The sequence below is a fragment of the Nonomuraea sp. B208 genome (assembly GCF_057536035.1).
In genome coordinates this window covers 474062-499128 of sequence record NZ_BAAJOU010000010.1, presented here as the reverse complement: position 1 = coordinate 499128, position 25067 = coordinate 474062, and the positions used below count along the sequence as shown (strand labels likewise).

The following is a 25067-nucleotide window of genomic DNA, read 5'->3' as shown; positions in this document are numbered from 1 at the left end:
CGTGGAGACCGTCACCGGGGCGCGGGCGAGCGCCGCCGAGCGCGTCGCGCGCCACTGGCAGGAGCCGCCCGGCCTGCGCGGCTTCCTGACCACGGTGGACCACAAGCGGGTGGGCCGCCGCTACCTGGTGACGGCCTCCGTGTACTTCACGCTGGCCGGGCTGGAGGCCGTGGTGATGCGCACCCAGCTCATCGCCCCGGACGCCGGCGTGGTCGCGCCGCAGACCTACAACCAGCTCTTCAGCCTGCACGGCACCGCGATGATCTTCCTGTTCGCGACGCCGATGCTGTTCGGGTTCGGCAACTTCCTGTTCCCGCTCATGCTGGGCACCAGGGACATGGCCTTCCCGCGGCTGAACGCCTTCGGCTACTGGGTGTTCGCGCTGGCGGGGGTGCTGATGTTCGGCAGCCTGCCGTTCGGGGCCGCGCCGGACGGCGGGTGGTTCGCGTACGTGCCGCTCACCGGCCCCCGTTTCGCCCCCGGCCCGAATCTGGACGTCTACACGCTGGGGCTGCTGTTCCTGGGCGTGTCCACGACGGCGGGCGCGATCAACTTCATCTCCACCGCGCTGAAGCTGCGCGCGCCCGGCATGACGCTGAACCGGGTGCCGGTGTTCGTGTGGGCGCTGGTGGTCACCTCGTTCATGGTGGTGTTCGCGCTGCCGCCGCTGAACACCGCCAACTTCCTGCTCTTCCTGGACCGCCGGTTCGGCACGCACTTCTTCAACCCGGCCGCGGGCGGCGACGCGGTGCTGTGGCAGCACCTGTTCTGGCTGTTCGGCCATCCCGACGTGTACATCATCGTGCTGCCCGCGCTCGGCATCGTCTCCTCGATCGTGCCGGTCTTCTCCCGCCGCCCGATCGCCGCCTACAGCCTCATCGTGCTGGCCACGGTGGCGACCGGGGTGATCAGCTTCGGGGTGTGGGTGCACCACATGTTCGCGGTGGGCCTGCCGCAGCTGTCGCTGACGTTCTTCTCCGCCGCCAGCATCGTGGTGTCGATCCCGGCCGGGATCCAGGTCTTCTCGTGGCTGGCCACCATGCTCATGGGCCGCGTCGTGCCGAAGGTGCCGATGATGTGGGCGGCCGGGTTCATCGTGGTGTTCACGATGGGCGGGGTGACCGGGGTGATGTTCGCCGTCGTCCCCTTCGACCAGCAGGTCACCGACTCCTACTTCGTGGTCGCGCACTTCCACTACGTGCTGTTCGGCGGCGCGGTGTTCCCCGTCATCGGCGGGCTGTTCCACTGGTGGCCGAAGCTGACCGGCACGATGACGAGCGAGCGGGCCGGGCGCTGGGCGTTCTGGCTCACCTTCGCCGGGTTCAACCTGACCTTCCTCCCCATGCACGTCTCCGGGCTGCTGGGGATGCCGCGCCGGGTCTACACCTTCCCGTCGGGGATCGGCTGGGAGCCGTGGAACCTGGCCGCGACCGTCGGGGCGTACCTGCTGGGCGTCGGGCTGCTGGTCGTGCTCGGCACGCTCTGGTACGCGCACCGGCGCGGCCCGGCCGCGCCCGCCGACCCGTGGGGCGGCGAGACGCTGGAGTGGGCGGCGGCGTCCCCGCCGAAACCGTACGACTTCGCGGTCATCCCCACCGTCCACAGCCTGCACCCCATGTGGGACGAGCGTTCGCGCGCCTCCCTCGCCGAGGGCGCGACGTCCGAGGCACGGGTGCTGGCCGACGGGCATCTGGTGCTGCGCACGTCGGAGCTGGACGGCGAGCCGGAGGGGCCGCTGGAGATGCCGGAGCACTCGTGGGCGCCGATCGCGGCGGCGGGCGCGCTGTTCCTGGCCGTCGCCTCCCTGCTGTTCGACCGGCCCGGCTTCGCCGCCGCCTTCGGCGTCGCGACCGCGCTGGTCGTCGTCCGCTGGCTCTGGCCGAAGGAGGCCGCCCGGGCATGAGCGCGATCGACGAGATCACCGAGCCCGCGGCGCTGAGCAGCGCGCCCAAGGGCCGCACCCCGGCCTGGTGGGGGATGGTGCTGTTCGTGGCCACCGAGGCGACGCTGTTCGCCTGCCTGCTGGCCTCGTACTTCTACCTGCGGTTCCTGACCTCCGCGGAGTGGCCGCCGCCGGGGATCAAGAAGCCCGAGCTGGCCAAGCCGCTGGCGATGACCGGGCTGCTGCTGATCAGCAGCGGCTGGATGGCCTGGGCCGACTGGGCGATCAGGCACGACCGGCGGTGGCTGCTCAGGGTCATGCTGGCGCTCACGCTGCTGTTCGGCGCGGGTTTCCTCGGCGTCCAGGCCACCGAGTACGCCACCAAGCTGTCGGAGTTCACCTGGACCACGAACGCCTACGGCTCGCTGTTCTACGTCATCACCGGCTTCCACGGCACGCACGTCTTCACCGGCCTGCTCATGGTGGGCTTCACGCTGGTGGCGGCGCTGGCCGGCAAGTTCGGCCGCACCCACCACGAACGGGTCCGGATCGTGTCGTTCTACTGGCATTTCGTGGACGGGGTATGGCTGGCCATCCTGTTCTCCCTCTACCTGAGCCCGCACCTGTGAGCACGCGGCCGAGCACCCGGCGGGCGGCGCGGTGGCTGCTCGCCTTCGCCGTCGTGGGCGGCGTGCTGGCGTGGGCCGCGCACCTGCTGGTGGCCTGGGCCGTGGTGGAGGTGGCCTGCTCCATCGGCCACCCCGAGGTGGCCGGCGTCCCCGTACGCCTCTTCGCGCTGCTGGCCACCGTCCTGCCCGGCGTCGTCGCGGTCGCGGCGCTGGCCGTCGCGTGGCGGCTGCGGCTGCGTCACCTGACCGAGCCTGAGGGGCGGCGGGAGCGGCGGGCGAGGTTCCTGGCCGAGCTGGGGCTCGGGCTCGACGCGTTCTCCTGCCTGATGATCCTGTTCGGCGCGGTCGCGGTGGCGGTGCTGGCCGCATGCGGCTGACGGCCCTGCGGGCGCTGCACCATGCGGCCCCGCACCCCACGGCCCCACACCCCACGGCGCTGCACCATCACACCGGCGGGCTGGACCTGGCCGGGGTGGCGCCGGTGGCCTGCTGGCTGGTCCTGGCCGCCGCCGGCTACCTCATCGGGCTGCGGCGGCTCGGCGGCCCCGGCCGCTCGCCGCGGGCGGGCGCGCGCCGGCTGGGCCGGGTCAGGGTGTGGGCCTTCGCGGGCGGGCTCGGGGCGGTCGCGGCGGCCCTGCTGCCGCCCCTCGACGCGGTCGCCGACGAGCGGTTCTCCACCCACATGCTGCAGCACATGATCCTCATCTCGGCGGCCGGGCCGCTGCTGGCCGCCGGCTCCCCCGGCCTGCCGCTCACCCTGGCGCTGCCCCGGCGGGCGCGGCGGGTGCTCGCCCGGGCCAGGCACGTCCTGCGCCGGGTGCCGAGGCGGCCGGTCGCGGCCTGGGCCGCGCACGTGGGCGTGCTCTGGCTCTGGCACCTGCCCGGCCCGTACGAGCTGGCGCTCCGCGACCCCGTGGCGCACCTGGTGGAGCACGCCTGTTTCCTGGGGACCTCCTACCTGCTGTGGACGCACGTCCTGTCGTCCTCCCGGTCGCGGCTGAACCCGCCCGCCGCGATCCTCTACCTGTTCGCCACGGCGCTGCCCAGCGCGGCGCTCGGCGCGGTCCTCACCCTGGCCGGGGCGCCGCTGTTCCCCGGTCAGGCGGCGGCCGCGCTGGCGTCGGGCGCCGACCCGCTGACCGATCAGCAACTGGCCGGGCTGGTCATGTGGATACCGGCTGACCTGGTATATCTCGGCGCGATCTTTGCCGTCTTCCTCGCGTGGATGGACGGGCCCCGGGAAATGAGCGCTCCGAGGCCGTCCGTCGCCTCGTCGGCGTCCGGAGGTGAGCGATGATCGAGCGCGTGCTCGCCGGAACGCCGTCCCCGTCCCCGAAGGAGCGCGGCAGGGACCTGTTCGGGGCGCACTGCGCGACCTGCCACGGCCAGGGGGGCGTGGGCAGCGACCGTGGGCCGTCGCTCAAGGGCGCCGGCGCGGCCAACGCCGACTACCAGCTCTCCACGGGACGCATGCCGATCCCGCGCCCCGACGTGCGTCCCGAACGCCATCCGCCCGCGTTCACCGAGGCCGACATCGCCGCGCTCACCTCCTACATCGCCGCGCTCGGCCCGGGTCCGGCCATCCCCCGGGTCGGGCCGGGGGACGTGCGGCTGGGCCGCGAGCTCTACCTGGCCACCTGCGCGTCCTGCCACTCCGGCGCGCAGTCGGGCGGCACGCTGGCCCACGGGCTGGCCGCTCCCCCGCTGCTCCACTCCACGCCCACGCAGATCGCCGAGGCCGTGCGGATCGGCCCCGGCGCGATGCCCGCCTTCCCGCCCTCGGTGCTCGGCGACGCCGAGCTGGACTCCATCGCCTCCTACCTGACCACCACCCGCCACCAGCTCGACCACGGCGGCAACCCGCTGGGCGGCATCGGCCCGGTCGCCGAGGGCGCGGTCGCCCTGCTGGTCGGGCTCGGCCTGCTGCTGCTGTTCATCCGCCTGATCGGGAAGAGGGCGCCATGAGCGATCCGGGGCGGCGGGCCGAGCGCGGCATCGCCGTGGCCTTCTCGGTGACCGTGCTCGGCGCGGTGCTGGCCGCGGCCGGCTACGTGACCGGAAGCGACCGGCTGCTGCTCGCGCTCGGCTTCTGCCTGGCCTTCGCGGGGCTGGCCGCCGGGTTCACGCTGTGGGCGGCCCGGCTGCTGCCGCAGGGCCCCTACGTCGAGGAGCGCGAGCCGATGCGCTCCCCGCCGGAGGAGCGCGAGGCGCTGGAGTCGGAGTTCGAGCCGCCCGCCGGCCGGCTGCCGCGCCGCATGCTGACGGCGGCGCTCGGCACGCTCGGCCTGGCCGGGCTGTTCCCGCTGCGGTCGCTGCTGGTGCACGGCCCCTCCCCCGCGGTCGCGCTGGCCACCACCGCCTGGCAGGACGGCGTGCGCCTGGTGGACCAGGACGGCTACCTCATCCGGCCCGAGCGGGTCCCCCGGGGCACGATGCTGACCGTCTTCCCCGAAGGCCACCGCGACACCGGCGACAGCATGGCGCTGCTGCTGCACGTGGACCCGGCCCGCCTGGACCTGCCGCGCGGCCGCGAGAGCTGGACGGTCGGCGGCATCATCGCCTACTCCAAGCTGTGCACCCACGCGGGCTGCCCCGTCGGCCAGTACATGCGGCCCGAGGAGCGGCTGGTCTGCCCGTGCCACCAGTCGGTGTTCGACGTGCTGCGCGGCGCGGAGCCGGTGTTCGGCCCGGCCGCCCGCTCGCTGCCGCAGCTGCCGCTCAGGGTCGGGCTCGGCGGGGTGCTGGTGGCCGCCGGCGACTTCCACGAGCCGGTCGGCGCGGGTTACTGGAGGCCGATGTGATCCTCCGCCTGCTGGGGCGGGCCGGGTGGCGCTGGGTGGACGGGCGGCTGCGGGCCGCCGAGATCACCAGGACCGCGCTGGCCAAGGTCTTCCCCGACCACTGGACGTTCATGCTGGGCGAGATCGCCCTCTACAGCTTCGTCACGCTGGTCGCGACCGGGGTGTTCCTCACCTTCTTCTTCGTGCCGAGCACCGCCGAGACGATCTACGGCGGCTCGTACGCGCCGCTGCACGGCGCGTCCGTGTCGGCCGCCTACGCCTCGGCGGTCGAGCTCAGCTTCGACGTGCGCGGCGGGCTGCTGTTCCGGCAGGTCCACCACTGGTCGGCGCTGATCTTCCTGGGGGCGATCGCGGCGCACGCCTGCCGGATCTTCTTCACCGGCGCGTTCCGCAAGCCGCGCGAGATCAACTGGCTGGTCGGCGTCACCCTGCTGCTCACGTCGCTGGCCAACGGCTTCGTCGGCTACTCGTTGCTGGACGACCTGCTGTCCGGCACCGGGCTGCGCATCGGCTACTCGATCGCGCTGTCGGTGCCGGTGGTCGGGTCGTGGGCGGCGTTCCTGCTGTTCGGCGGCGAGTTCCCCGGCGACCTGATCATCTCGCGCCTGTACGGCCTGCACGTGCTGCTGCTGCCCGCGCTCATCGCCACGCTGATCGCCGCGCACATGGCGATCCTGATCCGCCAGAAGCACACGCACTTCCCCGGCCCCGGGCGGCGCGACAGCAACGTCGTCGGCTCCAAGATGTGGCCCACGTACGCCTTCCGCTCGCTGGCCCTGCTGTCCGGCGTGCTGGCGGTGACGTTCGGCCTGGGCGGGCTGGCGCAGATCAACCCGGTGTGGATCTGGGGGCCGTTCAAGCCGGCCAACGCGACCACGCCGGGCCAGCCCGACTTCTACATGGGCTGGGTGGAGGGCATGATCCGGCTGTTCCCCGCGGCCGAGTTCCGGGTGTTCGGCTACCTGGTGCCGTCGCCGTTCCTGCCCGCGGTGGCGCTGCCGCTGCTCATGGTCCTCGTCATGTACGCCTGGCCGTGGCTGGACCGCCTGGTCACCGGCGACCGGGGCCGGCATCACGTGGACGCCCGCGTCAGGGACCGTCCCGGGCGGACGGCGGTGGGCGCGTGGGCGGTGGCGCAGACGGGGCTGCTGCTGTTCGCCGCCTCCGACGACCTGATCGCGCGCTGGCTGAAGGCTCCCGTGGAGGACGTCGTCGCGGTGCTGCGGATCGTGGTGCTCGCCGTGCCGCCGGTCATCGGGGCGGTGGCGTACGTGCTGGCGCGGGCCCTGCGGGCGCATCCGGAGAGCCGGCTCATGACGCTGGAGCCCCGGTACGTCGGCGAGGCCCTGGGCCTGTCCCGCACCCGGCCGCCGCGCCGCCCTGCGCCGGGGCGGCTCGGTCACCGGCCCGACGTGCCGGCGGAGGACGCGCCGCAGGTCGCGGAGGCGGGAGGCCGGCATGCGGGTTGAGGTGTGGCGGCAGCCGAACGGCTACTGGCGCTGGGCCTGCTACGAGGGGAACACCTGCCTGCTCAGCAACTCCGAGTACACGAGCGAGCAGGCCGCCCGGCACAGCGCCGACACGGCCTACCCGCCTCCTTCCGGCGGCGGCGAGCCGCGCTCCCGCACCGGCCGCCTGCTGAGCCGCTGGTTGGAGCGCTTCCTCCTCGCCGTGGCCGCCTGGCGGCTGCTGCGGCGGGTGCGCCTCCGCCGCGGTCACGGAAGGGGTGGATAGATTGACACGGTCACGCACGGTGATGACGGGAGGAGGCGGCATGCGACCGTCCCTGGCAGGCTCGCTGGTCTCGGCGGGAGCCGCGACGGCCCTGGTCACGGGCCTGGCGGTGGCGCCGCCCGACGCCGTGCAGGGCGAGGTCCAGCGCCTCATGTACGTGCACGTGCCCGCCGCGTGGACGGCCTACCTGTGCTTCACCGCGGTCTTCGCCGCCGGGCTGCTGCGGCTGCGGCACCCCAGGCCGGAGCTGGACCGGATCGGCAGGGCCGCGGCCGAGGTCGGCGCCGGCGTCACCGCCCTCGCCATCGCGCTCGGCATGGTGTGGGGGCGGCCGGTCTGGGGCGTGTGGTGGACCTGGGACCCGCGGCTGACCACGACGGCGCTGATGCTCGCCGCGTACGTCGCCCACCTGCTGGCCGGGCGGCTCGCGGGCGGCCGGGCGGCGGCGCTCGCCGGCTGCGCCGGGTTCCTGACCGTGCCGCTCGCGCACGGCTCGGTCCTGTGGTGGCGGGCCCTGCACCAGCCGCCGACCGTGCTCAGCCCGGAAGGGCGGCTCCCGATCGCGGCGCCCATGCTGGCCGCGCTGGTCCTGGCGACGGCGGCGTTCACCGCGCTGGCGGCCTGGGTGGTCGCGCGCCGCGTCCGCTCGCTCGCCGCCGCTCCCCCGCCGCCGTTCCCCGCCGCGCCCGTGCCCGCGGGAGCCGCGCGATGAGCGGCTGGCTCTGGGTCGCCGCCGGCTACCTGCTCACCGTGGCCACCTGGGCGGGTTACGTCGTGTGGTCGGGGCGCACCCCGTCATGAGGAGGCTGCTGATCGCCGCCGTGGCGGTGGTGGCCGGGGGCGTGCTCGTCTTCCAGGCGCTGGGCGAAGGGGCCGTCTACTACCGCACGCCGCAGGAGCTCGCCCAGGACCCGCCGGAGCCGGGCGACCGGCTGCGGGTCGGCGGGCTGGTCGTCGCCGGCAGCGTGCACGCCCTGCCCCACGGCGTCGCCTTCACGCTCACCGACGGCGTACGGAACCTGCCCGTACGGCACACCGGCGAGGTCTCCCCGGTCTTCGCGGGCGGTCAGGGGGCGGTCGTCGAGGGCCGCATGGACGGCGGGGTGCTCCTGTCGGACCGGCTGATGGTCAAGCACTCCAACGAGTACCGGCCGCCGGTCGCGAGCACCCGCGTCGGCCTCACCGAATGGGCCGTGACCGTAGGCGACCCCGTGCTGCGGCCCGGACCGGTGACGCTGGAGGTGACCAACGCGGGGTCCACCGCGCACGACCTCATCGTGACCGGCATCGGCGTGTCGGCGCACACGCCGGTGCTGGCCCCGGGGCAGGCGGCGACGCTGCGGCTCGACGCCCCGTCCGGCGCGCTGCTGACCCTCGTGTGCGGCGTCACCGGCCACGAGACGCTGGGCATGACCGGCACGCTCCGCGTCGCCGACCTCTAGGCCCGCGGCCGGCGCCGGCCGCCAGGCTCGCGGGCCTCCTCGGCCGGGCCCTTGGCGAACCTGGTCAGCAGATTGAGCGTGGCGCGCCGGGTGAAGGCGGCGGCCGCCCGCGTCACGCCGTGGCCGCACGCCGCGCCCTTCATCCCGCACACCCAGCGCATCGTGCCGGAGGCGAACACGCCGGCTCCGCTGGGGGCGACGTAGTAGGTGCTGTTGCTCACGGTGGCCCGGCCGCCGCAGTCGACGGGCGACTCGGCCAGCACCTCGACGTCGGGCGAGCCGGCCGACACCTTGTCGGTCTCCACGCCCGCCAGGCCGGGGAAGACCCTGCCCCTGGTCCCCGCGAAGATCCAGTGGCCCGGCCTGGTCACCCGGTAGGCGGCCTCGGCGGGGAAGCAGTCGTACATCTGCCCGACCAGCGCGCTCTCCGGCTTCGACTGCCGCCAGAGCGGGCACTGGGTCTCCTTGTCGCATTTGACCGTCCTGCCGGTCAGCCCGATCCGCCAGTAGACGGCGTTGGCCCCGAGGAAGGCCAGGTTCACGCCGTCGTCGCGGGCCCGGGTGACGACCTTCCGCATCTCCGGCGACCAGTACTCGTCGTGCCCCAGCGACACCACGGCCCGTGCGCCGCGCAGCGCGCCGGGCCGCAGGTCGAGGCTGGTCAGATAGGCCAGCGGCAGGCCGCTCTGCTCGGCCAGCCGGATGGCGTTCCACTCGAAGTCGAGGAAGAGCCGGGCGCCCGAGCCGTCGTAGGGGCGGTCGAAGGTGACCGCGCGTGAGCGGTCGGCGAAGCCCCCGGGGCCCATGTAGAGGCTGCGTCCGCCCCACAGGTTGTACGCCTGCCACGTGGTGACCGCGTTGACGAGCACCACGCGGCCCTCCGTCGAGGCCGAGCGCACGGTGATCGGGACGTACCGCTGGCCGCCCGTGGAGGCGTCCAGCCGTACCAGGTAGGCGCCCTCGGCCCAGCCGGTGGTGTCGACGGTGAGCGAGGGCGTCCAATGGGCGGCGGTCACCGTGCGGGCGACGGTCCGCGCCCGCGGCTGCCGCTTCCCGTCGGCCGGCGCGGAGCGCCAGACCCGTACCGGCCGGGCGCCCATCCGGAACGCCGACGCGGTGAAGCGCGGCGCGGTGGTGGAGACGAGCAGCCGGAACCGCTCCCCCGGCAGCACGCTGACGCGGTCGGCGTAACCCTCGATCTCGTGCTCGCCGCCGCGCTTCGTGATGCGCCAGGGCACGGGCCCGGCGGGCGGCGCCTGCGCCGGCGCGGGATTCTCGGGAGCCGCGCGTTCGGGAGCGGCGGGCCCGGGGGCCACGGGAGCGGGGACGGAGCAGCCTGCGGCGGCGAGCAGGACCAGGGCGGCGAGGACGTGACGCATGATCACATGCTCACGCCCGGTCCCCTCCAGGCGCCGCCCCTTGGCCAAGTGCTTACTTGTTCCGGCACTCGCCGGGACCTGGGTCAGGCCGTCTCGCCGGCCGCCGCCAGGTATCCCGCCAGCATCGCCAGGCCCACGTCGCGGACCGCGTCGTCGCCCGGCAGGAAGTCGGAGCCGTGCAGGCGGGCGCCGCCGCCGTCGTCCACGCCGACGAACATCATCAGCCCCGGCAGCACGGCCGACAGGTACGAGAAGTCGTCGGCCCCGAACGACCACATGGGCCGGGCGGGTTCGAGCCCGAGCGCGGTCAGGTTCGCGCCGGCGAGGGCGGCGAGCGCGGGGTCGTTGTGCAGGATCGGCTCGCCGTGAGTGATGGTGACCGTGGCCTCGCAGCCGTGGGCGCGGGCCACGAGCTCGGCCACCTCGCGCAGGCGGGCGTGGACGCGCTCGCGTACCGGGTCGCTCAGGGACCTGAGCGTGCCGCTGGCGGAGGCGGAGTCGGGGACGACGTTGGGCGCGCTCCCGGCGGCGAGGGTGGAGACGCCGAGCACGGCCGAGCTGGTCGGGTCGACGTCCCGGCTGACCACCCGCTGGAGGCCGACGATGACGTGGGCGAGGGCGAGCACGGGGTCGCTGGTCAGGTGCGGGTAGGCGGCGTGGCCGCCGCGGCCCCGTACGACGACGGTGAACTCGTCGGCGGCGGCGTTCACCGTGCCGGGGGTGGCGGCGACCGTGCCCGCGGGGAGCGTGGGCTGGACGTGCGCGCCGATGACGGCGGTGAGCTCCTGCCCGGCCAGCAGCGGCGATTCCGCGATGTCGCGCGCCCCCGAGGGATAGGTCTCCTCGCGGGGTTGCAGCACCGCCACCAGCGGCACCGCGTCGCCGGTGGCCGCGACCGCGCGGGCGAGCGCCACCAGCGCGGCGAGGTGCACGTCGTGCCCGCACGCGTGCATGCGGCCCGGGGTGCCGGACGCCCAGGCGACGCCGGTCCGCTCGGTCACGGCGAGCGCGTCGAGCTCGGCGCGGACGCCGATGGCGGGGCCGGGTCCGCCGACGCGTACGAGCGCGCCGGTCCCCGCCACCAGGTGCGCCTCGTCGCCGGGCAGCTCGGCGAGCACGAGGTCGCGGGTGGGGCCCTCCTCGCCGGACAGGTCGGGGCTGGCGTGCAGTCTGCGGCGCAGCTCGCCGGCCGCGGGCAGCTCCTTCTCCAGCGCGGTCAGCAGGCGGGCCGCCAGGCTCGTGCTCACGCGGCGCCCTCCAGGCGGTACACGCGCAGCGCGTTGTCCGCGCCGATCATGCGGGCCACCCGTACGGCGTCGCGCTCGCTCCACTCCCCGGCGTCGACCCAGTGCCGCAGGGCGCGGCCGAGGCCGCGGCGGAAGAGGTGGGCGCCCAGGAAGTGCAGCTCGGCGGGGCCCCAGGCGTCGGACGAGAACAGGGTCTTGGCGAACGGGGCCAGCTCCAGCGACTCGGCGATCAGCTCGGCCGAGCGGCTGCCGGTGTAGTTCACGCCGAGCCCGACGTCGAAGTAGACGTGCGGGAACACCTGCGCGAGGTAGCCGGCGTTGCGGTGGTACGGGTAACAGTGCAGCAGCAGCACGTCCATGCCGGTCGGCTCGACCAGCTTGAGCCACCGGGTGAGCAGCAGCGGGTCGCACAGGTGCAGCTCGACGTCGGGGTCGCCGTACCCGGCGTGCAGTTGCAGCGGCAGGCCGCGCTCGGCCGCCGCCCACAGGCCGAGGCGCAGCAGGACGGGGTCGCTCACCCGCCACTCCCCGGTCCGTTCGGCGTCGGCGAGCCAGCGGCCCGCCGCCGCGACGGCCTCGCGGTCATCGGGCGGGGTGGGGTCGAAGGCGAAGCCGTGCCGGTAGGCGACGATGCTCTTGAGCCCGACGGCGTGCTCCGTACGGCGGCGCAGCTCCTCGCGGAAGCGGCCGGGCAGGTCGGCGGCGGCGACGCCGGACGCCGCGACGTCCTCCATCACCCGTTCGACCCGGACCACCTCGTGGGCGGGCCGGCCGGACACGGCCGTCATCCCGGCGGGGCTGAGCACGTCGTCCCCCCGGTAGCCGGTCTCGACCAGGTAGCGGCCGATGCCGCTCGCGGTGAGCAGCAGCCGGTTGACCTCGGCCGCGCCGAGCTCGGCGCGGCGGGACATGTAGTCCTCGGGGGAGGCGTGCGCGGGCAGCCCGAGCACGGGCGCGCACCAGCGGCGGATGGCGAAGCCGATCTGGGAGTCGAACTGCGTCATGAACTTGGGGATCGGGCGGTCCGACTCGGTCACCAGGGTCTCGAACACGTCCCGGCCGAGATCGTCGGCGGAGGCTCCGTGCACGTGGTGGTCGACCAGGGGGAGGGCGCCGAGTTCGGTCTCCAGCGCGGCGTCCGGGGTCTCAGTAGACATCGGCGACCTTCCTGCAGAGCTCGTGGGAGGGCAGGCCCGCGACGTGGTCCAGCTCGGTCCGCTTCACGGTGAGGAACGTGTGCAGCAGCTCGGGCGGGAACCAGCCGCGCGCCACCTCGTCGGCTTCGAGCGCGGCGAGCGCCTCCGGCAGCGACGCGGGCAGCGGGGGCTCGCCGGCCAGGTCGGCCTCGCTGCTGGACTCGGGCCAGACCCGGGCGGGCTCGCCCGCCGCCAGCCCGGCCAGCCCCGCGCGTACGAGGACGCCCAGGACCAGCCAGGGGTTGGCGGTGGCGTCCGCGGCCCGGTACTCCAGGTGGAGCTGGGCGGCGGGGTCGGCGTCGCCGATCGCCACGGTGGGCGCGATGCGCAGCAGCGCCTCGCGGTTGCGCTCGGCGAGGAACACCCCGCCGGAGCTCCACCGGTGCGGGGTGAGCCGGATGGAGGAGGAGGGGCTGGGCGCGGTGACGGCCACGACCGCGCCGGCGTGCTCCAGGACGCCGGCGGCGAACGTGGCGGCCACGGCCGACAGCCTGCCGGGGGCGTCGGCGTCGTACATGACGGGGCCGCCGCCGTCCGCCCGCCGCAGCGAGAAGTGCACGTGGACGCCGTTGCCGACGGATTCCGGGTCGGCGATCGGCGCGAACGTGGCCCGGTGGCCGCGCCTGCGGGCGAGGTCGCGGACGAGCTCGCGGAGGAGCACGGCGCGGTCGGCGGCGACGAGGCCGGATGCGGGCCGGAGGGTGATCTCGAACTGGCCGGGGCCGTACTCGGGCAGCCAGGTCTCCGGCTCCAGCCCGGCGCCCTCCAGCAGCGTGACCAGGTCGGTGCCGAAGGGCTCGGCGCGGCGGGCGCGCTGGAAGGAGAACGGCGGATCGTCGCCTGGCTCGCCTCCTTCGAGCATGAACTCGTGCTCGAAGGAGGCGTGGATCTCCAGCCCGGCGCGTTCGCGCAGGTCGTCGAGTGCGGCGCGGAGGAAACCGCGCGGGCAGCCTGGCCAGGGGGAGCCGTCGAGGCCGGTCTGGTCGGCGAGGTAGAGCCGGGCGCCGGGCGTCCCCTCGTCGGCCGGCAGGTCGATCGCGGTGGCGGGGTCGGGCATCAGCCGCAGGTCGCCGACCGAGCCGAACACGTTGCCGTCCGCGAGGTCGCCGAAACAGTTCAGCGCCAGGTTGGCCGGAACCCAGCCGACTCCGCCGCGAAGCGTCTGTTCCAGCCTCGACACGGGCGCGGCCCGGCCGCGGACCTGCGCCGCGAGGTCGCAGGTCGCCACGAAGACGGTCCCGGTGGTCATCGCACTCTCCTCCCAGTCCGGTCGGCACGCCCGCGACCGGCTGCCCAAATGAAACATTTGATGCAAATCTCTGGTCAAGAGGGCGAGATGAAATTTATCATGCACGTTACTCACCGCGGCCGGAGAGAAAGCGCAGGTCAAGGCGTTCTCCGCCGCCGAACGGAAGGGCAGCCATGGCCAGAACCTCCTCCCCGGACGGGCTTTCCGGCGCCGTCGCCCTCGTCACCGGAGGCGCCCAGGGCATCGGCAGGGGCATCGCCGAGGCGTTCCGCGACGCGGGCGCGACGGTCGTCGTCGCCGACCTGGACGCCGAGCGGGCCGCCGAGGTCGTGGCGGGTCCCGGCCGGATGTCGGCGCTCCGCCTCGACGTCCGCGACCCGGCCTCCGTGGAGGAGGCGTTCCGCCGCGCCGCCGAGCGGCACGGCCGCCTCGACATCCTGGTCAACTGCGCCGGACGCTACCCCAACACGCCCCTGCTGGACATGCCGCTCGCCGAGTGGGACGACGTCTACGCGATCAACGTGCGCGGCGTGATGCTGACCTCGCAGGCGTTCGCCAGGCTGCCCGGCGGGGACGGCCGCCGGATCATCACCGTCTCGTCGGCGGCGGCCCGGTCCGCCCGGGTGGGCGCGTCCCACTACTGCTCGTCGAAGGCGGCCGTGGAGATGCTCACCAAGGTGCTGGCGCTCGAACTGGCGCCGCTCGGCGTCACGGTGAACGCGGTCGCCCCCGGCCTCATCGAGGTGCCCGCCACGGCGGACCTGGCCCCCGAGTACGTGGCCACCCTGGTCGCCGGGCAGCCGGTGCACCGCATGGGCACGCCGGCCGAGATCGCCCGCGCCTGCCTCTTCCTGGCCCATCCGGACGCGTCGTTCGTCACGGGGAGTGTTCTCGACGTGGACGGCGGTTTCCTGGCGGGAACGGCCCTGCCGCCCAGCTGATCCGCGTTTCGCCTGATCACCGGCATGCTCTTCCCATCCGGCTAAGTAACGAATATTTTACAGACCTACTCTTTACCGGCATATGCAACGTACATTTCACTTCGATTGGTGACGTACCGTCGCCGCCCCCCGATCGCGCAGAGAGGCTTCACCGTGGCCCGTCTCCCCTTCGGCCGACCCCGGACCCGCCGCCGGGCCGTCGCCGCCATCGCACTGGCCGGCGCCCTGACCGCCGCCACCGCCTGTTCCTCGTCCACCACCGCCTCCGAGGGCGCCGCGCCCGAGGGCGGCGGCGAGGAGATCCAGATCGGCCTGCTCGCCCCGCTCACCGGCGGGTCCGCCGCGGACGGCAAGGGCATGCAGCAGGGCGCCGAGCTGGCGATCAAGCAGCTCAACGAGCGCGGCGGCGTGGCCGGCCACACGTTCAAGCTCAAGACGGTCGACGTGCAGGGCCAGTCGAACGACGCGGTCACCAAGGGCGTGCAGACCCTGACCGACGACGACTCGGTCAAGGCGGTCGTCACCGGCTACGCCTCGACCTCCAACTTCGAGATCGACGAGTTCGCGGCGGCCGAGAAGCTCTACCTGATCGGCGGCAACACCGCGCAGACCCAGGCCATCATCGAGAAGGACCCGGCCAAGTACCCGACCGTCTGGTCCATCACCCCCAACTACGACGCCTACGGCACCGAGCCGGTCGCGCTCGCCGAGAAGTGGGCGGAAGAGGGTCTGTGGAAGCCGCGCAACAAGTCGGTCTTCGTGGTCCGCTCCGACAACCCGTACAGCGAGGGCATCGCCGACGGCCTGGTCAAGACCTTCACCTCCAAGGGCTGGACCATCGCCGGGGAGGAGAAGGTGCCCTTCGGCGCGGTCAACGACTGGGGCACCATCATCGGCAAGATCCGTGACGCCGACCCCGACTTCATCGTCAACACCGACTACCAGGTCTCCAACGAGGCCAGCTTCATGCAGCAGTTCCTGCAGAACCCCACCCAGTCGCTGGTGTTCATGCAGTACGGGCCGAACCAGCCGCAGTTCTTCGAGCTGACCAAGGACAAGGCCGAGGGCGTGCTGTTCAACAACCTCGCCGGGCTGGTGCCCGCCGCGAACTACGCGCCCGCCAACCAGCTCACCGCCGACTGGAAGGCCGCGTACGGGACCGACAACGTGGACCCGCAGGGCGTCATGACCTACGTCGAGATCATGATCTACGCGGAGGCGCTCAAGCAGGTCGGCGACCCCGACGACGTGCTCGGGATCAGCTCGGCCATCAGCAAGATCGACACCGAGCAGGCGTCCGGCCGGATCGTCTTCGACCAGGCCACCCACCTCGCCAAGCAGGGCGACGACTACGTGCCGCTGCAGTCGTTCCAGTTCCAGGACCAGAAGCGGGTGCTGATCGCCCCCGAGAAGTACAAGTCGGGCACCTTCCGGCTGCCGCCGTGGATGGCGAAGGGCTGACCCCCGATGACGAACCCCCTCACTATGCCGCCGGGCAAGCGCATGGCCGTGGCGCTGACCTTCGACTTCGACGCCCACTCGCCGTGGATGGGGACGCTCGGGCGGACCTCGCCTTCGTACCTGTCGCGCGGCGACTTCGGCGCCGAGCAGGGCGTGCCCCGGCTGCTCGAACTGCTGGGCCGCCACGACGTGCCCGCCACCTGGGCGACGCCCGGCCATGACCTGGTGACGTTCCCGCACCGCATCGAGCAGATCCTCCAGGCGGGGCACGAGATCGCCGCGCACGGCTGCTACCACGAGGTGGTGCCGAGCCTCGGCGCCGACGAGGAACGCCGGCTCATGGAGGTGGCGCTGCGCCAGCACGAGCAGGTGGTCGGCCGACGTCCGCGCGGCTACCGCTCCCCCGCGTGGGACTTCTCCGAGACCACGCTGGACCTGCTGGAGGAGTTCGGCTTCGACTGGGACAGCTCGCTGATGGGCCGCGAGTTCGAGCTGTACCGGCCGCGCCGGGTCACCGTGAACTACGAGTCGGCCAACGAGTTCGGGCCGGAGAGCCCGATCATCGAGATCCCCGTCTCGTGGTACCTCGACGACTGGCCCGCGGTCGAGTACGTGGCGGGCGTGTCCGCGCTGGGCTCGCACCGGGCGATGGAAGACCGCTGGAACGTCATCTTCGACTACGCCTACGAGCGGGTGCCCGGCGCGGTGTACGTGCTCACCATGCATCCGCAGACGATCGGCCGCGCCCACCACCTGCTCGTGCTGGAGGGGCTGCTGGAGCGGATGGCGGACAAGGGCGACGTCTGGTTCGCGACCCTGAGCGAGATCGCCGATGCCTGGCAGGGCTGACGCCGGCGGGGCCGGCGACGGGCGGGCTGACGGCGGCCTGACTGACAACGGCCTGACCGGCAGTGGCCGGGCCGGCGGCGGGCTCGTCACCGCGCCTGACCCGCGGGCGGCCGAGGCGGGCGCGGCCATGCTGCGCGCCGGCGGCAGCGCCGTGGACGCCGCGGTGGCCACGGCCTTCGCCACCGGCGTGGTCGAGCCGTTCATGAGCGGGATCGGCGGCGGCGCGTGGCTCGTGATCCGCGAGCCCGGCGCGCCCACCGCCACCACCGTGTCGGGGCCGATCCGCGCGCCCGCGCTGGCCACGCCCGACATGTTCCCGCTGGTCCCGTCGGGGCCCGGCACCGGCCTGTACGGCTGGCCCGCCGTCCGGGACGACGCCAACATCGTCGGCCCGCTGTCGGTGGGCGTGCCCGGCGCGGTCGCCGCGCTCTGTCACGCCCACGCCCGCTTCGGGCGGCTGCCGCTCGCCCAGGTGCTGGCCCCCGCGATCGAGCTGGCCGAGGACGGCCACGAGACGAACTGGTTCGCCTCGGCGGCGATCTGCTCCGACGCCCGCACGCTGCGCCGGTTCCCCTCCAGCGCCGAGCTGTTCCTGCCGGACGGCCTGCCGCTGCGCGGCCCGTCACTGGGGCCGGGCGACCGGCTCGTCCAGCCGAGGCTGGCCCAGGTGCTGCGCGAGATCGCCGCCGGCGGCCCGGACGCCTTCTACCGGGGCCGGGCCGCCCGGTCCATCGCCGCGACGCTCGCCGCCGCGGGCGGCCTCCTGCGCGAGCCCGACTTCGCCGGCTACCAGGCGGAAGAACGCCAGGTAGCCCCGATCGACATCGGCACGGTCGTGGCTGGCGCGACCGGAGCCGGCGGGCTCGGGACCGGCGGGCTCGGGACCGGCGCGCTCGGGACCGGCGCGCTCGGGACCGGCGCGCTCGAGGCCGGTGGGCTGCGTCTCTTCGGGCCGGTGGCGACCGGGATGATCACTGTGGCGGAGGCGTTGCAGCTCGCCGACGCCGCGCGCCGTCGCGGTCTCCCTCCGGGGCCGGCGCTGTGGGCGCGCGTGCTGTCGCACGCCATGGACGACCGCCTCCGCGAGGTCACCACGGACGAGTCCGCGCCGTGGACCAGGCTGGCCACCGCCGGGTACGCCGCCGAGATCGTGGACGGCTGGCTCGCCGGCCGCGACCCCGGCCCCCGCGAGAACGCCGGCCCGCCCAAGGCGGGCTGCACCTCCCACATGTCGGCCGTGGACGCCGACGGCATGACGGTGGCGCTCACCCAGACGGTGCTGGACCTGTTCGGCTCGCGGATCGTCGAGCCCGCGACCGGCATCCTGCTCAACGACGGGATGATGTACTTCGACCCCCGCCCGGGCCAGGTGACCAGCGTCGCTCCCGGCGCGGCCGGGCTCAGCGCGGTCAGCCCGCTGATCCTGGAGGGTCCCGGCGGCGCCGAGGCCACGCTGGGCGCGTCGGGCGGGCGGCGCATCATCTCGGCGATCGCCCAGATCGCCGCCCGCTGGCACGACGGCGAAGGCGTCCAGGACGCGATCTCCGCGCCGCGCCTGCACGCGGAGGGCCGCCGGGTCTGGCTGGACCGGCGCGACGCCGCCGCCGCCGGCGAGCTGGCCGCCGCCGGGTTCGACGTCCAGATCGTCACCGAGGAGCCCACCACCTGGCACTTCGCCCGCCCGAACGGCATCGCCCGCCGGGACGGCGGCCAGTGGACGGCGGGCGTGGACCTCATGAAGCCGTACGGCGTGGGCGTGCCCACCCCATGATCACCAGCGATTTCGAGAAAGGCAACGCGATGGCGACCACTTTGGCAGGGCGGCGCGCCCTGGTCACCGGCGCCGCGAGCGGCATCGGCGCGGCCATCGCCCGCAGGCTGCTCCAGGAGGGGGCGCGGGTGATGATCGCCGACGTCGACGCCGCTCGCGGCGCCCGTACGGCCCGCGACCTGTCCGCCGCCTTCCAGGAGGCGGACGTGTCGGACGAAGGCTCCGTGACGGCGCTGTTCGACCGGGTGACGGACGAGTTCGGCGGCCTGGACGTGCTGGTGAACAACGCCGGCGTGGCCGAGAGCGGCGGCGGCGTCATCGGCGTGCCCGTCGCCGAGTGGCGGCGGGTGCTGGACGTGAACGTCACCGGCACGTTCCTGTGCTCCAGGGCGGCGTTCCCGCTGCTGGCCGCGGCCGGTGGCGGCGCGATCGTCAACCTGTCGTCCATCTTCGGCGTCACGGGGCTGCCCGCCTTCCCCGCCTACTCGGCCGCGAAGGGCGCGATCGCCAACCTGACCAGGCAGCTCGCCGTCGAGGGCGGCCCGCTCGGCATCCGGGTGAACGCCGTACTGCCCGGCTACGTCGACAACGACATGGGCCGCTCCCGCGACCTGCTCGACGCCGACGACGCGGCCGAGGCGCTGCGGCAGCGCGAGGCGGCGGCGGCCAGGCAGCCGATCGGGCGGCAGTGCTCGCCGGACGAGATCGCGACCGCGGTCGCCTTCCTGACCGACCCGCGCTCCTCGTTCGTCACCGGGACGCTGCTGCCGGTGGACGGCGGCTTCCTGGCGCAGGGCGACTGGCGCGGGCCCGGGGGGCTGGCATGACGGCCGACGCTCCCGTGCTGCTCGCCGCGAGGGAGGTGAGCAAGTCGTTCGGCAGCCTCAAGGCGGTGGACCGGGTCTCCCTGGAGGTGCGCCGGGGCGAGGTGTTCGGCCTGGCGGGCCCGAACGGCGCCGGCAAGAGCACGCTGTTCAACCTGCTGACCGGCATCCCCATCCGGCCCGACTCGGGCGAGGTCGTCTTCGACGGGCGGGAGATCCAGAACCGTTCGCCCCGCCTGATCGCCAAGGCGGGGCTGAAGCGCACCTTCCAGACCGAGGCCGTCTTCGACTCGCTGAGCGTGATGGAGAACCTGCGGGTCAGCTCCGCGTACGGAGGGGCCGGCCGCGCCGTACGCCCCGACGCGGCCCGCTGCCGCGAGGTCCTCGACGTCGTGGAGCTCGGCGGCGACCCGGAACGGCCCGCGGACGGCCTGTCGCTCATCGACCGCAAGCGGCTGATGATCGCCTGCGCGCTGGTGAGCCGTCCGTCGCTGCTGCTGCTCGACGAGCCCGCCGCCGGTCTCGACCCGGCCGACCAGGACGCCCTGATCCGGCTCCTCGGCCGCATCGCGGGCTCCGGCGTGACCATGGTGATCATCGAGCACGTGCTGTCGGTGCTGGAGGCCCTGGCCGGCCGCATGGCGGTGCTGGACAGCGGCCGGATCATCGCCACCGGCGTCCCGGCCGAGGTCCTGTCGGACCCCAAGGTCGTGGAAGCCTACCTGGGACCGGGAGCCGCCCGATGAGCGACCTGCTGACCGTCGAGAACCTGACCGCCGGCTACGGCCAGGCCGGAGTGCTGCGCGGCATCTCGCTGCGCGTCGGCGAGAACGAGGCCGTCGGCCTGCTCGGCCCCAACGGCCACGGCAAGACGACGCTGCTGCGCTGCGTGTCCAACCTGCACCGGCCCACGTCCGGCACGATCACCTTCGCGGGCCGCCCCACCGCCGGACGCTCGCCGCGTGACCTGGTGAGGAGCGGGCTGATCCACGTGCCGCAGGGCTCGCGGCTGTTCCCGCAGCTCACCGTCGAGGAGGCGCTGCGGCTGTCGGCCGCCTCCAGCGGGCACGCCGGCTCCTGGCGGGACGGCATCGACCGGGTCTACTCGGTCTTCCCCCGGCTCAAGGAGCGCCGCCGCCAGCTCACCGGCACGCTGAGCGGCGGGGAGCGCCAGATGGCCAGCCTCGGCATGGGCCTCATGGCCCAGCCCACGCTGCTCATCCTCGACGAGCCCACCCTGGGCCTGTCGCCGAAGGTCAAGCACGAGCTGAGCGAGTGCATCGTCCGCGTCCGCGCCGAGGTGTCGTCGATCATCCTGGTCGACGGCGACATGGAGCTGGTGCTCGATCTGACCGACCGCTACCACGTCGTCCTGCACGGCGACGTCGTGGACAGCGGCGCGTCGGACGACGAGCGCAGCCGCGACGAGATGATGTCGCTCTTTCTGGGAGGAGCCGCGGATGAGCGGCATTAGCGTCATCGCCACCAGCACGCTCGTGCTGGGCGGCCTCTACCTGCTCATGGCGGCGGGCCTGACCCTGATCTGGTCCACGCTGCGGGTCTTCAACTTCGGGCACGGCGCGCTGCTGATGTTCGGCGCCTACCTGACCTGGACGCTGCTCAACACGACCGGGCTGCCCCTGGTCGTCTCGCTCGCCGGGGCCGTCGTGGCGATGGCGGCGCTCGGGGCGGTGTACGAGTTCCTGCTGGTCAGCCCGTTCATCAAGCGCCCCAACGGGGACATGCTGGTGATGGTGGCCACGCTCGCGGCGACGATGCTGCTGCAGTCCGGCGCCCAGCTCATCTGGGGGCCGGAGCTCAAGCAGCTCCCGCCGTTCGGCGGGGCGCGGGTGGACGTGGCCGGCTCCGTCGTCCAGGGCACCCAGCTCGTCACGATCGTGCTGGCCCCGCTCCTGGTCGGCCTGCTCGCGCTGGTGCTGAGGCGCAGCAGCATCGGGCTGACCGTGCGCGCACTCGAACAGAACCGCGAGCACGCCCAGTTGCTGGGCATCGCGCCGCGCCGGGTCTACCTGTTCGTGGTCATGGTCGCGGTCGGGCTGGCCACCGTGGCCGGGGCGCTGCTCGGCAGCATGCAGTTCATGTCCCCGGCCATGGGGAGCGACCCGCTGCTGCGCGCGTTCGTGGTGCTCGCCTTCGGCGGCGCGGGCAGCCTCGCCGGGACCATCGCCGGCGCGTACGCCATCGGCCTGCTGGAGGCGGTCACCACGTACTACTTCGGCCTGTCCTGGAGCCCCGTGCTGGTGTTCCTCGCGATGATCGTGATCATGCTGGTCAAGCCGGAAGGGCTGCTGCACACGCGGGTGAGGAGCGCGTGATGGCGAAGCTCGGAACGCGGGCCGGCTGGCCCGCCTACGCGATCGTGCTGGCGATCCTGCCGCTGGTCATCACCGATCCGCACGGCAGGCTGCTGCTGATCCTCATCACCATGTACGGCGTGCTCGCGCTGAGCTGGAACCTCACGCTCGGCTTCGCGGGCATCTTCAACTTCGCGCAGATCGGCTTCTTCGGCATCGGCGCCTACACGACCGGCATCCTCGTCACCCGCACCGGCGTCGAGCCCTGGCTGGCCCTGCCGGTCTCCGGGGTGTCGGCGGCGCTCGCGTCGCTGGTGGCGTTCCTGCCGGTGCTGCGGCTGCGCGGCATCTACGTCGGCCTGGCCACGTACGTGTTCTCGCAGCTGTGCATCTACCTGGTGCTCGGGCAGGCGGGCCTGACCGGCGGTTCCAACGGCATCGTCGGCATCCCCCGGCTGTCCCTGGGCGAGCTGAACCTGCGCGCCGACGGGCGGATCGGCTACTACTTCCTCGGCGCGGCGCTGCTGTTCGCGGTCACCCTGCTGGTACGGGTCCTGACCAGGTCCACGCTCGGCAGGTCACTGCTCGCGATCAGGGACAACGAGGCGCTGGCCACCAGCCGCGGCATCTCCCGCGTCCGGCAGCACCTGATCGTGTTCATGGTCGGCGCGGCCGTCGCGGGCGTGGCGGGCAGCTTCAACGCCTTCCTCAACGGCGTGGTCAGCACCGACATCTTCGGCTTCGGCTACCTCACCCTGCTGCTCAGCATGATCTTCCTGGGCGGCAGCGGCAGCGTCTACGGGCCGATCGCCGGGGCCGTGGTCGTCACGGTCGTCTCGGACGCGCTCCAGGACGCCGGGCCGTGGCGGGACGTCGTGATCGCCGCGCTCATCCTCGTCGTGCTGTGGACCGCGCCCAAGGGCCTGGCGGGCATCGCCCGCTCCGCCGTCACCGCGCTGCGCGAACGGCGCGGCCGTGCCGACCGCTCTCCGTCCGCATCCGATCCCATCACCCACGCGAAGGAGCTTTCATGACGAACACCGGCGACCCGCGGGACGCGGTCATCGACGAGGTGGACCGGCTCGCCGAGCGCATGGTGTCCAGCCTGTCCGACGCCATCGCGGTGCCCAGCGTCAACCCGCGCTACCCCGGCCAGGAGTACGACAAGATCGTCGGCGCGGAGAGCGACGTCAGCGCGCTGCTGGCCGACCTCTACGCCGAGGCGGGCGCGGACGTCACCAAGGTCACCGCCGAGCCCCGCCGCGACAACGTGGTCGGCGTCGTCGCGGGCGCCGGCGGCGGGCGGTCGCTGCTGCTCAACGGGCACGTGGACGTGGTGCCCGAGGGCCGGCTCGACCGGTGGCGCGGCAACCCGTTCCAGGCCGTCGTCACCGACGACAAGGTGGTCGGGCGCGGCGCGACCGACATGAAGGGCGGCCTGATCGCCGCCGCCTACGCCGCCGTGGCGCTGCGCCGGGCCGGGGTGCGCCTCGCGGGCGACCTCGTCCTGCAGGGCGTCGTCGGCGAGGAGGTCGGCGACCACGAGGCCGGCACGACGGCCGTGCTGGAGGCCGGGTTCACCGCCGACGCGGCCATCGTCTGCGAGCCGTCCGGGCAGGCGGGCACCCTGCCGGCGCAGGTCCCGGTCACCCCCGGCCTGCTGTGGTTCAGCATCTCGCTGGAGGGCAAGACCGCCCATTCCGGGCTGCGCGGCATGACCGTGCACCCCACGCTCGAAGGCGACGCGCTCGGCGTGAACACCGTCGACAAGTTCTGGGTCGTCTACCAGGCGCTGCGCGCCCTGGAGGACGAGTGGGCCAGGCACAACCGGCACCCGCTCTTCCCGCCCGGCTACTTCAACCTGCTCCCCGGCGTGCTGCGGGCGAACCCGTCCGGGATTCTCGTGCCGTTCTTCCTGGCCGACGAGCTGACCGTCGAGTACTGCGTCTACCACCACCCCGACCGGTCCAACGAGGAGGTCATCGCCGAGATCGAGGGGCGCGTCCTCGCGGCCTGCGCCGCCGACCCGTGGCTGCGCGAGCACCCGCCGGTCTTCGAGTGGAAGCTGCTGTGGCCGCCGTACTCGCTGCCCGACGACGCCCCGCTCAACGCGGTGGTGGCGGGCGCGCACGCCACCGCCGCCGGCGGCGTGGCGCCGCAGCGGGCCGGGTTCATGGGCGTGTGCGACCTGACGTGGATGGACCGCAAGGGCCTCGGCGGCCTGGTCTACGGCCCCGGCGTCGGTTTCACGGCGCACGCCGAGAACGAGTACGTCGAGATCGCGCAGCTCGTCCAGTCGGCCAAGACGTACGCGCTCACCGCGATCGACTGGTGCGGGCTCACGGACGGTGCGTGAACCGCGTACGCTTTTGCGGCGCGCCGCCCATCGGCGGGCGGCGCGCCGTCTCTTCCCCCAGGAGGCAGGGTGACATCCGGCGTGCCCGAGTCCCGCACCGTCGCGGCGCAGCTCCGCGAGGTGCTGCCCCAGCTTCCGAAGGCCGAGCAGCGGGTGGCCCGCGCCCTCCTCGCCGGCTACCCCACCGCGGGCCTCGAACCGCTCGCGATCGTCGCCGGGCTCGCCCAGACCAGCGCCGCGACCGTGCTGCGGCTGGCCTACCGGCTCGGCTTCGAGGGCTATCCTGAGCTGCAGCAGGCGATCAAGCGCGAGACCCAGCAGCGCTACACCTCACCGCTGGCGCAGTACGGCACCCCGCAGGAGGACTCCGACGGCGTGCTGGGCCGGTCCGGCCGGGTCCTGCTCGAAGCGACCGCCGCGACCTTCGAGCAACTGCCGGAGGGCGAGCTGCTCAAGGCCGCCGGGCTGCTGGCCGACCCCGCCCGGCGCGTGTGGGCGCTCGGCGGGCGGTTCAGCACGATCCTCGCCCAATACCTGATCGCCCATCTCCAGCAGCTGCGGCCGGGCACGGCCCACCTGGCGGGCTCGACCGCCGACCACGCGGCCCACCTGCTCGACATGGGCCGCAAGGACGTGCTCGTCCTGTTCGACTACCGCCGCTACCAGCAGGAGAGCATCGCCTTCGCCAACGCCGCGGCGGCCCGCAACGTCAAGATCGTGCTGCTGACGGACCCGTGGCTGTCCCCGGCCGCCGCGGTGGCCGACGTGGTGCTGCCCGCCCAGGTGCGCTCGCCGTCGCCGTTCGACTCGCTCACCCCGGCCGTGGCGCTGCTGGAGACGTTGATCGCGGCGGTGGTGGAGGAGCTGGGCGAGGTCGGGCGGGCCCGCGTGGCCGAGTACGACCAGCTGGCCGACGGCGTCCTCCGCGAGGACGACCGCCGGGCCCCGTCCGCTGAGCGCTCCCGCAGGTCACAGAAAGCACGCTGACCAG

General features: G+C 73.7%; 25 protein-coding genes. 21 read left to right on the top strand and 4 right to left on the bottom strand.

What is annotated here, in order from left to right; all coding sequences use genetic code 11:
• The first annotated feature begins 1 nt into the window (after position 1).
• From ctaD to AC27IY_RS07580, 10 genes are all read left to right on the top strand, one after another.
• Positions 2 to 1903 carry a cytochrome c oxidase subunit I gene (gene ctaD / locus AC27IY_RS07625; RefSeq protein WP_487177520.1) on the top strand — a complete coding sequence of 634 codons (1902 nt, stop codon included), beginning with the start codon at positions 2 to 4 and terminating at the stop codon, positions 1901 to 1903.
• Entirely contained in the window at positions 1900 to 2511 is a 612-nt protein-coding gene (locus AC27IY_RS07620) for a cytochrome c oxidase subunit 3 (protein WP_344206925.1), read from the top strand. Before ctaD ends, AC27IY_RS07620 begins: the two co-directional genes overlap by 4 nt.
• Positions 2508 to 2888 carry a hypothetical protein gene (locus tag AC27IY_RS07615; protein ID WP_344206924.1) on the top strand — a complete coding sequence of 127 codons (381 nt, stop codon included), beginning with the start codon at positions 2508 to 2510 and terminating at the stop codon, positions 2886 to 2888. Before AC27IY_RS07620 ends, AC27IY_RS07615 begins: the two co-directional genes overlap by 4 nt.
• On the top strand, positions 2879 to 3808 hold the full coding sequence (locus AC27IY_RS07610) for a cytochrome c oxidase assembly protein (protein ID WP_487177519.1): 930 nt from the start codon (positions 2879 to 2881) through the stop codon (positions 3806 to 3808). Before AC27IY_RS07615 ends, AC27IY_RS07610 begins: the two co-directional genes overlap by 10 nt.
• Entirely contained in the window at positions 3805 to 4476 is a 672-nt protein-coding gene (locus AC27IY_RS07605) for a c-type cytochrome (RefSeq protein ID WP_487177518.1), read from the top strand. Before AC27IY_RS07610 ends, AC27IY_RS07605 begins: the two co-directional genes overlap by 4 nt.
• A complete protein-coding gene (locus tag AC27IY_RS07600) occupies positions 4473 to 5312 on the top strand; it encodes a Rieske 2Fe-2S domain-containing protein (protein WP_423474932.1) in 840 nt (279 codons plus the stop codon). The genes AC27IY_RS07605 and AC27IY_RS07600 overlap by 4 nt, the downstream gene beginning before the upstream one ends.
• The gene (gene qcrB, locus AC27IY_RS07595) at positions 5309 to 6781 is read left to right on the top strand and encodes a cytochrome bc1 complex cytochrome b subunit (protein ID WP_487177517.1); all 1473 of its coding nucleotides are present in this window, start codon (positions 5309 to 5311) and stop codon (positions 6779 to 6781) included. The genes AC27IY_RS07600 and qcrB overlap by 4 nt, the downstream gene beginning before the upstream one ends.
• Positions 6771 to 7046: a hypothetical protein gene (locus AC27IY_RS07590; protein ID WP_487177516.1), complete on the top strand. Its 276-nt coding sequence runs from the start codon at positions 6771 to 6773 to the stop codon at positions 7044 to 7046. The genes qcrB and AC27IY_RS07590 overlap by 11 nt, the downstream gene beginning before the upstream one ends.
• A 40-nt stretch (positions 7047 to 7086) precedes the next feature.
• Positions 7087 to 7758, top strand: coding sequence for a cytochrome c biogenesis protein CcsA (gene ccsA / locus AC27IY_RS07585; RefSeq protein ID WP_449955039.1), 672 nt, complete (start codon positions 7087 to 7089; stop codon positions 7756 to 7758).
• A gap of 85 nt (positions 7759 to 7843) precedes the next feature.
• Positions 7844 to 8488 (top strand): cytochrome c maturation protein CcmE domain-containing protein, encoded by a 645-nt coding sequence (locus AC27IY_RS07580; RefSeq protein ID WP_423445890.1) that lies wholly within the window; start codon positions 7844 to 7846, stop codon positions 8486 to 8488.
• On the opposite strand, the gene AC27IY_RS07575 is transcribed toward AC27IY_RS07580, so the two are convergent.
• From AC27IY_RS07575 to AC27IY_RS07560, 4 genes are all read right to left on the bottom strand, one after another.
• Entirely contained in the window at positions 8485 to 9867 is a 1383-nt protein-coding gene (locus AC27IY_RS07575) for a N,N-dimethylformamidase beta subunit family domain-containing protein (RefSeq protein WP_487177515.1), read from the bottom strand. The genes AC27IY_RS07580 and AC27IY_RS07575 overlap by 4 nt on opposite strands.
• Positions 9868 to 9950: 83 nt before the next feature.
• Entirely contained in the window at positions 9951 to 11114 is a 1164-nt protein-coding gene (locus tag AC27IY_RS07570; protein ID WP_423445894.1) for a M20 metallopeptidase family protein, read from the bottom strand.
• Entirely contained in the window at positions 11111 to 12271 is a 1161-nt protein-coding gene (locus AC27IY_RS07565; RefSeq protein WP_487177514.1) for an amidohydrolase family protein, read from the bottom strand. The genes AC27IY_RS07570 and AC27IY_RS07565 overlap by 4 nt, the downstream gene beginning before the upstream one ends.
• Positions 12261 to 13559: a glutamine synthetase family protein gene (locus AC27IY_RS07560; RefSeq protein WP_487177513.1), complete on the bottom strand. Its 1299-nt coding sequence runs from the start codon at positions 13557 to 13559 to the stop codon at positions 12261 to 12263. The genes AC27IY_RS07565 and AC27IY_RS07560 overlap by 11 nt, the downstream gene beginning before the upstream one ends.
• Positions 13560 to 13732: 173 nt before the next feature.
• On the opposite strand from AC27IY_RS07560, the gene AC27IY_RS07555 reads away from it, so the two are divergent.
• From AC27IY_RS07555 to AC27IY_RS07505, 11 genes are all read left to right on the top strand, one after another.
• Entirely contained in the window at positions 13733 to 14500 is a 768-nt protein-coding gene (locus AC27IY_RS07555) for an SDR family NAD(P)-dependent oxidoreductase (RefSeq protein ID WP_344206910.1), read from the top strand.
• 153 nt (positions 14501 to 14653) lie between these two features.
• Positions 14654 to 15961, top strand: coding sequence for an ABC transporter substrate-binding protein (locus AC27IY_RS07550; protein ID WP_423445900.1), 1308 nt, complete (start codon positions 14654 to 14656; stop codon positions 15959 to 15961).
• A 6-nt stretch (positions 15962 to 15967) separates the two neighbouring features.
• Complete coding sequence (locus tag AC27IY_RS07545; RefSeq protein WP_423445902.1) at positions 15968 to 16810, top strand: polysaccharide deacetylase family protein; 843 nt, start codon at positions 15968 to 15970, stop codon at positions 16808 to 16810.
• Entirely contained in the window at positions 16794 to 18581 is a 1788-nt protein-coding gene (locus AC27IY_RS07540; protein ID WP_487177512.1) for a gamma-glutamyltransferase, read from the top strand. Before AC27IY_RS07545 ends, AC27IY_RS07540 begins: the two co-directional genes overlap by 17 nt.
• Positions 18578 to 19408, top strand: coding sequence for an SDR family NAD(P)-dependent oxidoreductase (locus AC27IY_RS07535; protein WP_487177511.1), 831 nt, complete (start codon positions 18578 to 18580; stop codon positions 19406 to 19408). The genes AC27IY_RS07540 and AC27IY_RS07535 overlap by 4 nt, the downstream gene beginning before the upstream one ends.
• Positions 19405 to 20151, top strand: coding sequence for an ABC transporter ATP-binding protein (locus AC27IY_RS07530; protein ID WP_371248458.1), 747 nt, complete (start codon positions 19405 to 19407; stop codon positions 20149 to 20151). Before AC27IY_RS07535 ends, AC27IY_RS07530 begins: the two co-directional genes overlap by 4 nt.
• Complete coding sequence (locus AC27IY_RS07525; RefSeq protein WP_364459952.1) at positions 20148 to 20879, top strand: ABC transporter ATP-binding protein; 732 nt, start codon at positions 20148 to 20150, stop codon at positions 20877 to 20879. Before AC27IY_RS07530 ends, AC27IY_RS07525 begins: the two co-directional genes overlap by 4 nt.
• Positions 20866 to 21741, top strand: coding sequence for a branched-chain amino acid ABC transporter permease (locus AC27IY_RS07520; RefSeq protein ID WP_329591560.1), 876 nt, complete (start codon positions 20866 to 20868; stop codon positions 21739 to 21741). Before AC27IY_RS07525 ends, AC27IY_RS07520 begins: the two co-directional genes overlap by 14 nt.
• Positions 21741 to 22754 carry a branched-chain amino acid ABC transporter permease gene (locus tag AC27IY_RS07515; RefSeq protein ID WP_344206903.1) on the top strand — a complete coding sequence of 338 codons (1014 nt, stop codon included), beginning with the start codon at positions 21741 to 21743 and terminating at the stop codon, positions 22752 to 22754. Before AC27IY_RS07520 ends, AC27IY_RS07515 begins: the two co-directional genes overlap by 1 nt.
• Positions 22751 to 24076 (top strand): ArgE/DapE family deacylase, encoded by a 1326-nt coding sequence (locus AC27IY_RS07510; RefSeq protein ID WP_487177510.1) that lies wholly within the window; start codon positions 22751 to 22753, stop codon positions 24074 to 24076. Before AC27IY_RS07515 ends, AC27IY_RS07510 begins: the two co-directional genes overlap by 4 nt.
• 69 nt (positions 24077 to 24145) lie before the next feature.
• Positions 24146 to 25063, top strand: a complete 918-nt coding sequence (locus tag AC27IY_RS07505) for a MurR/RpiR family transcriptional regulator (protein WP_364459940.1) — start codon at positions 24146 to 24148, stop codon at positions 25061 to 25063.
• Positions 25064 to 25067: the final 4 nt, after the last annotated feature.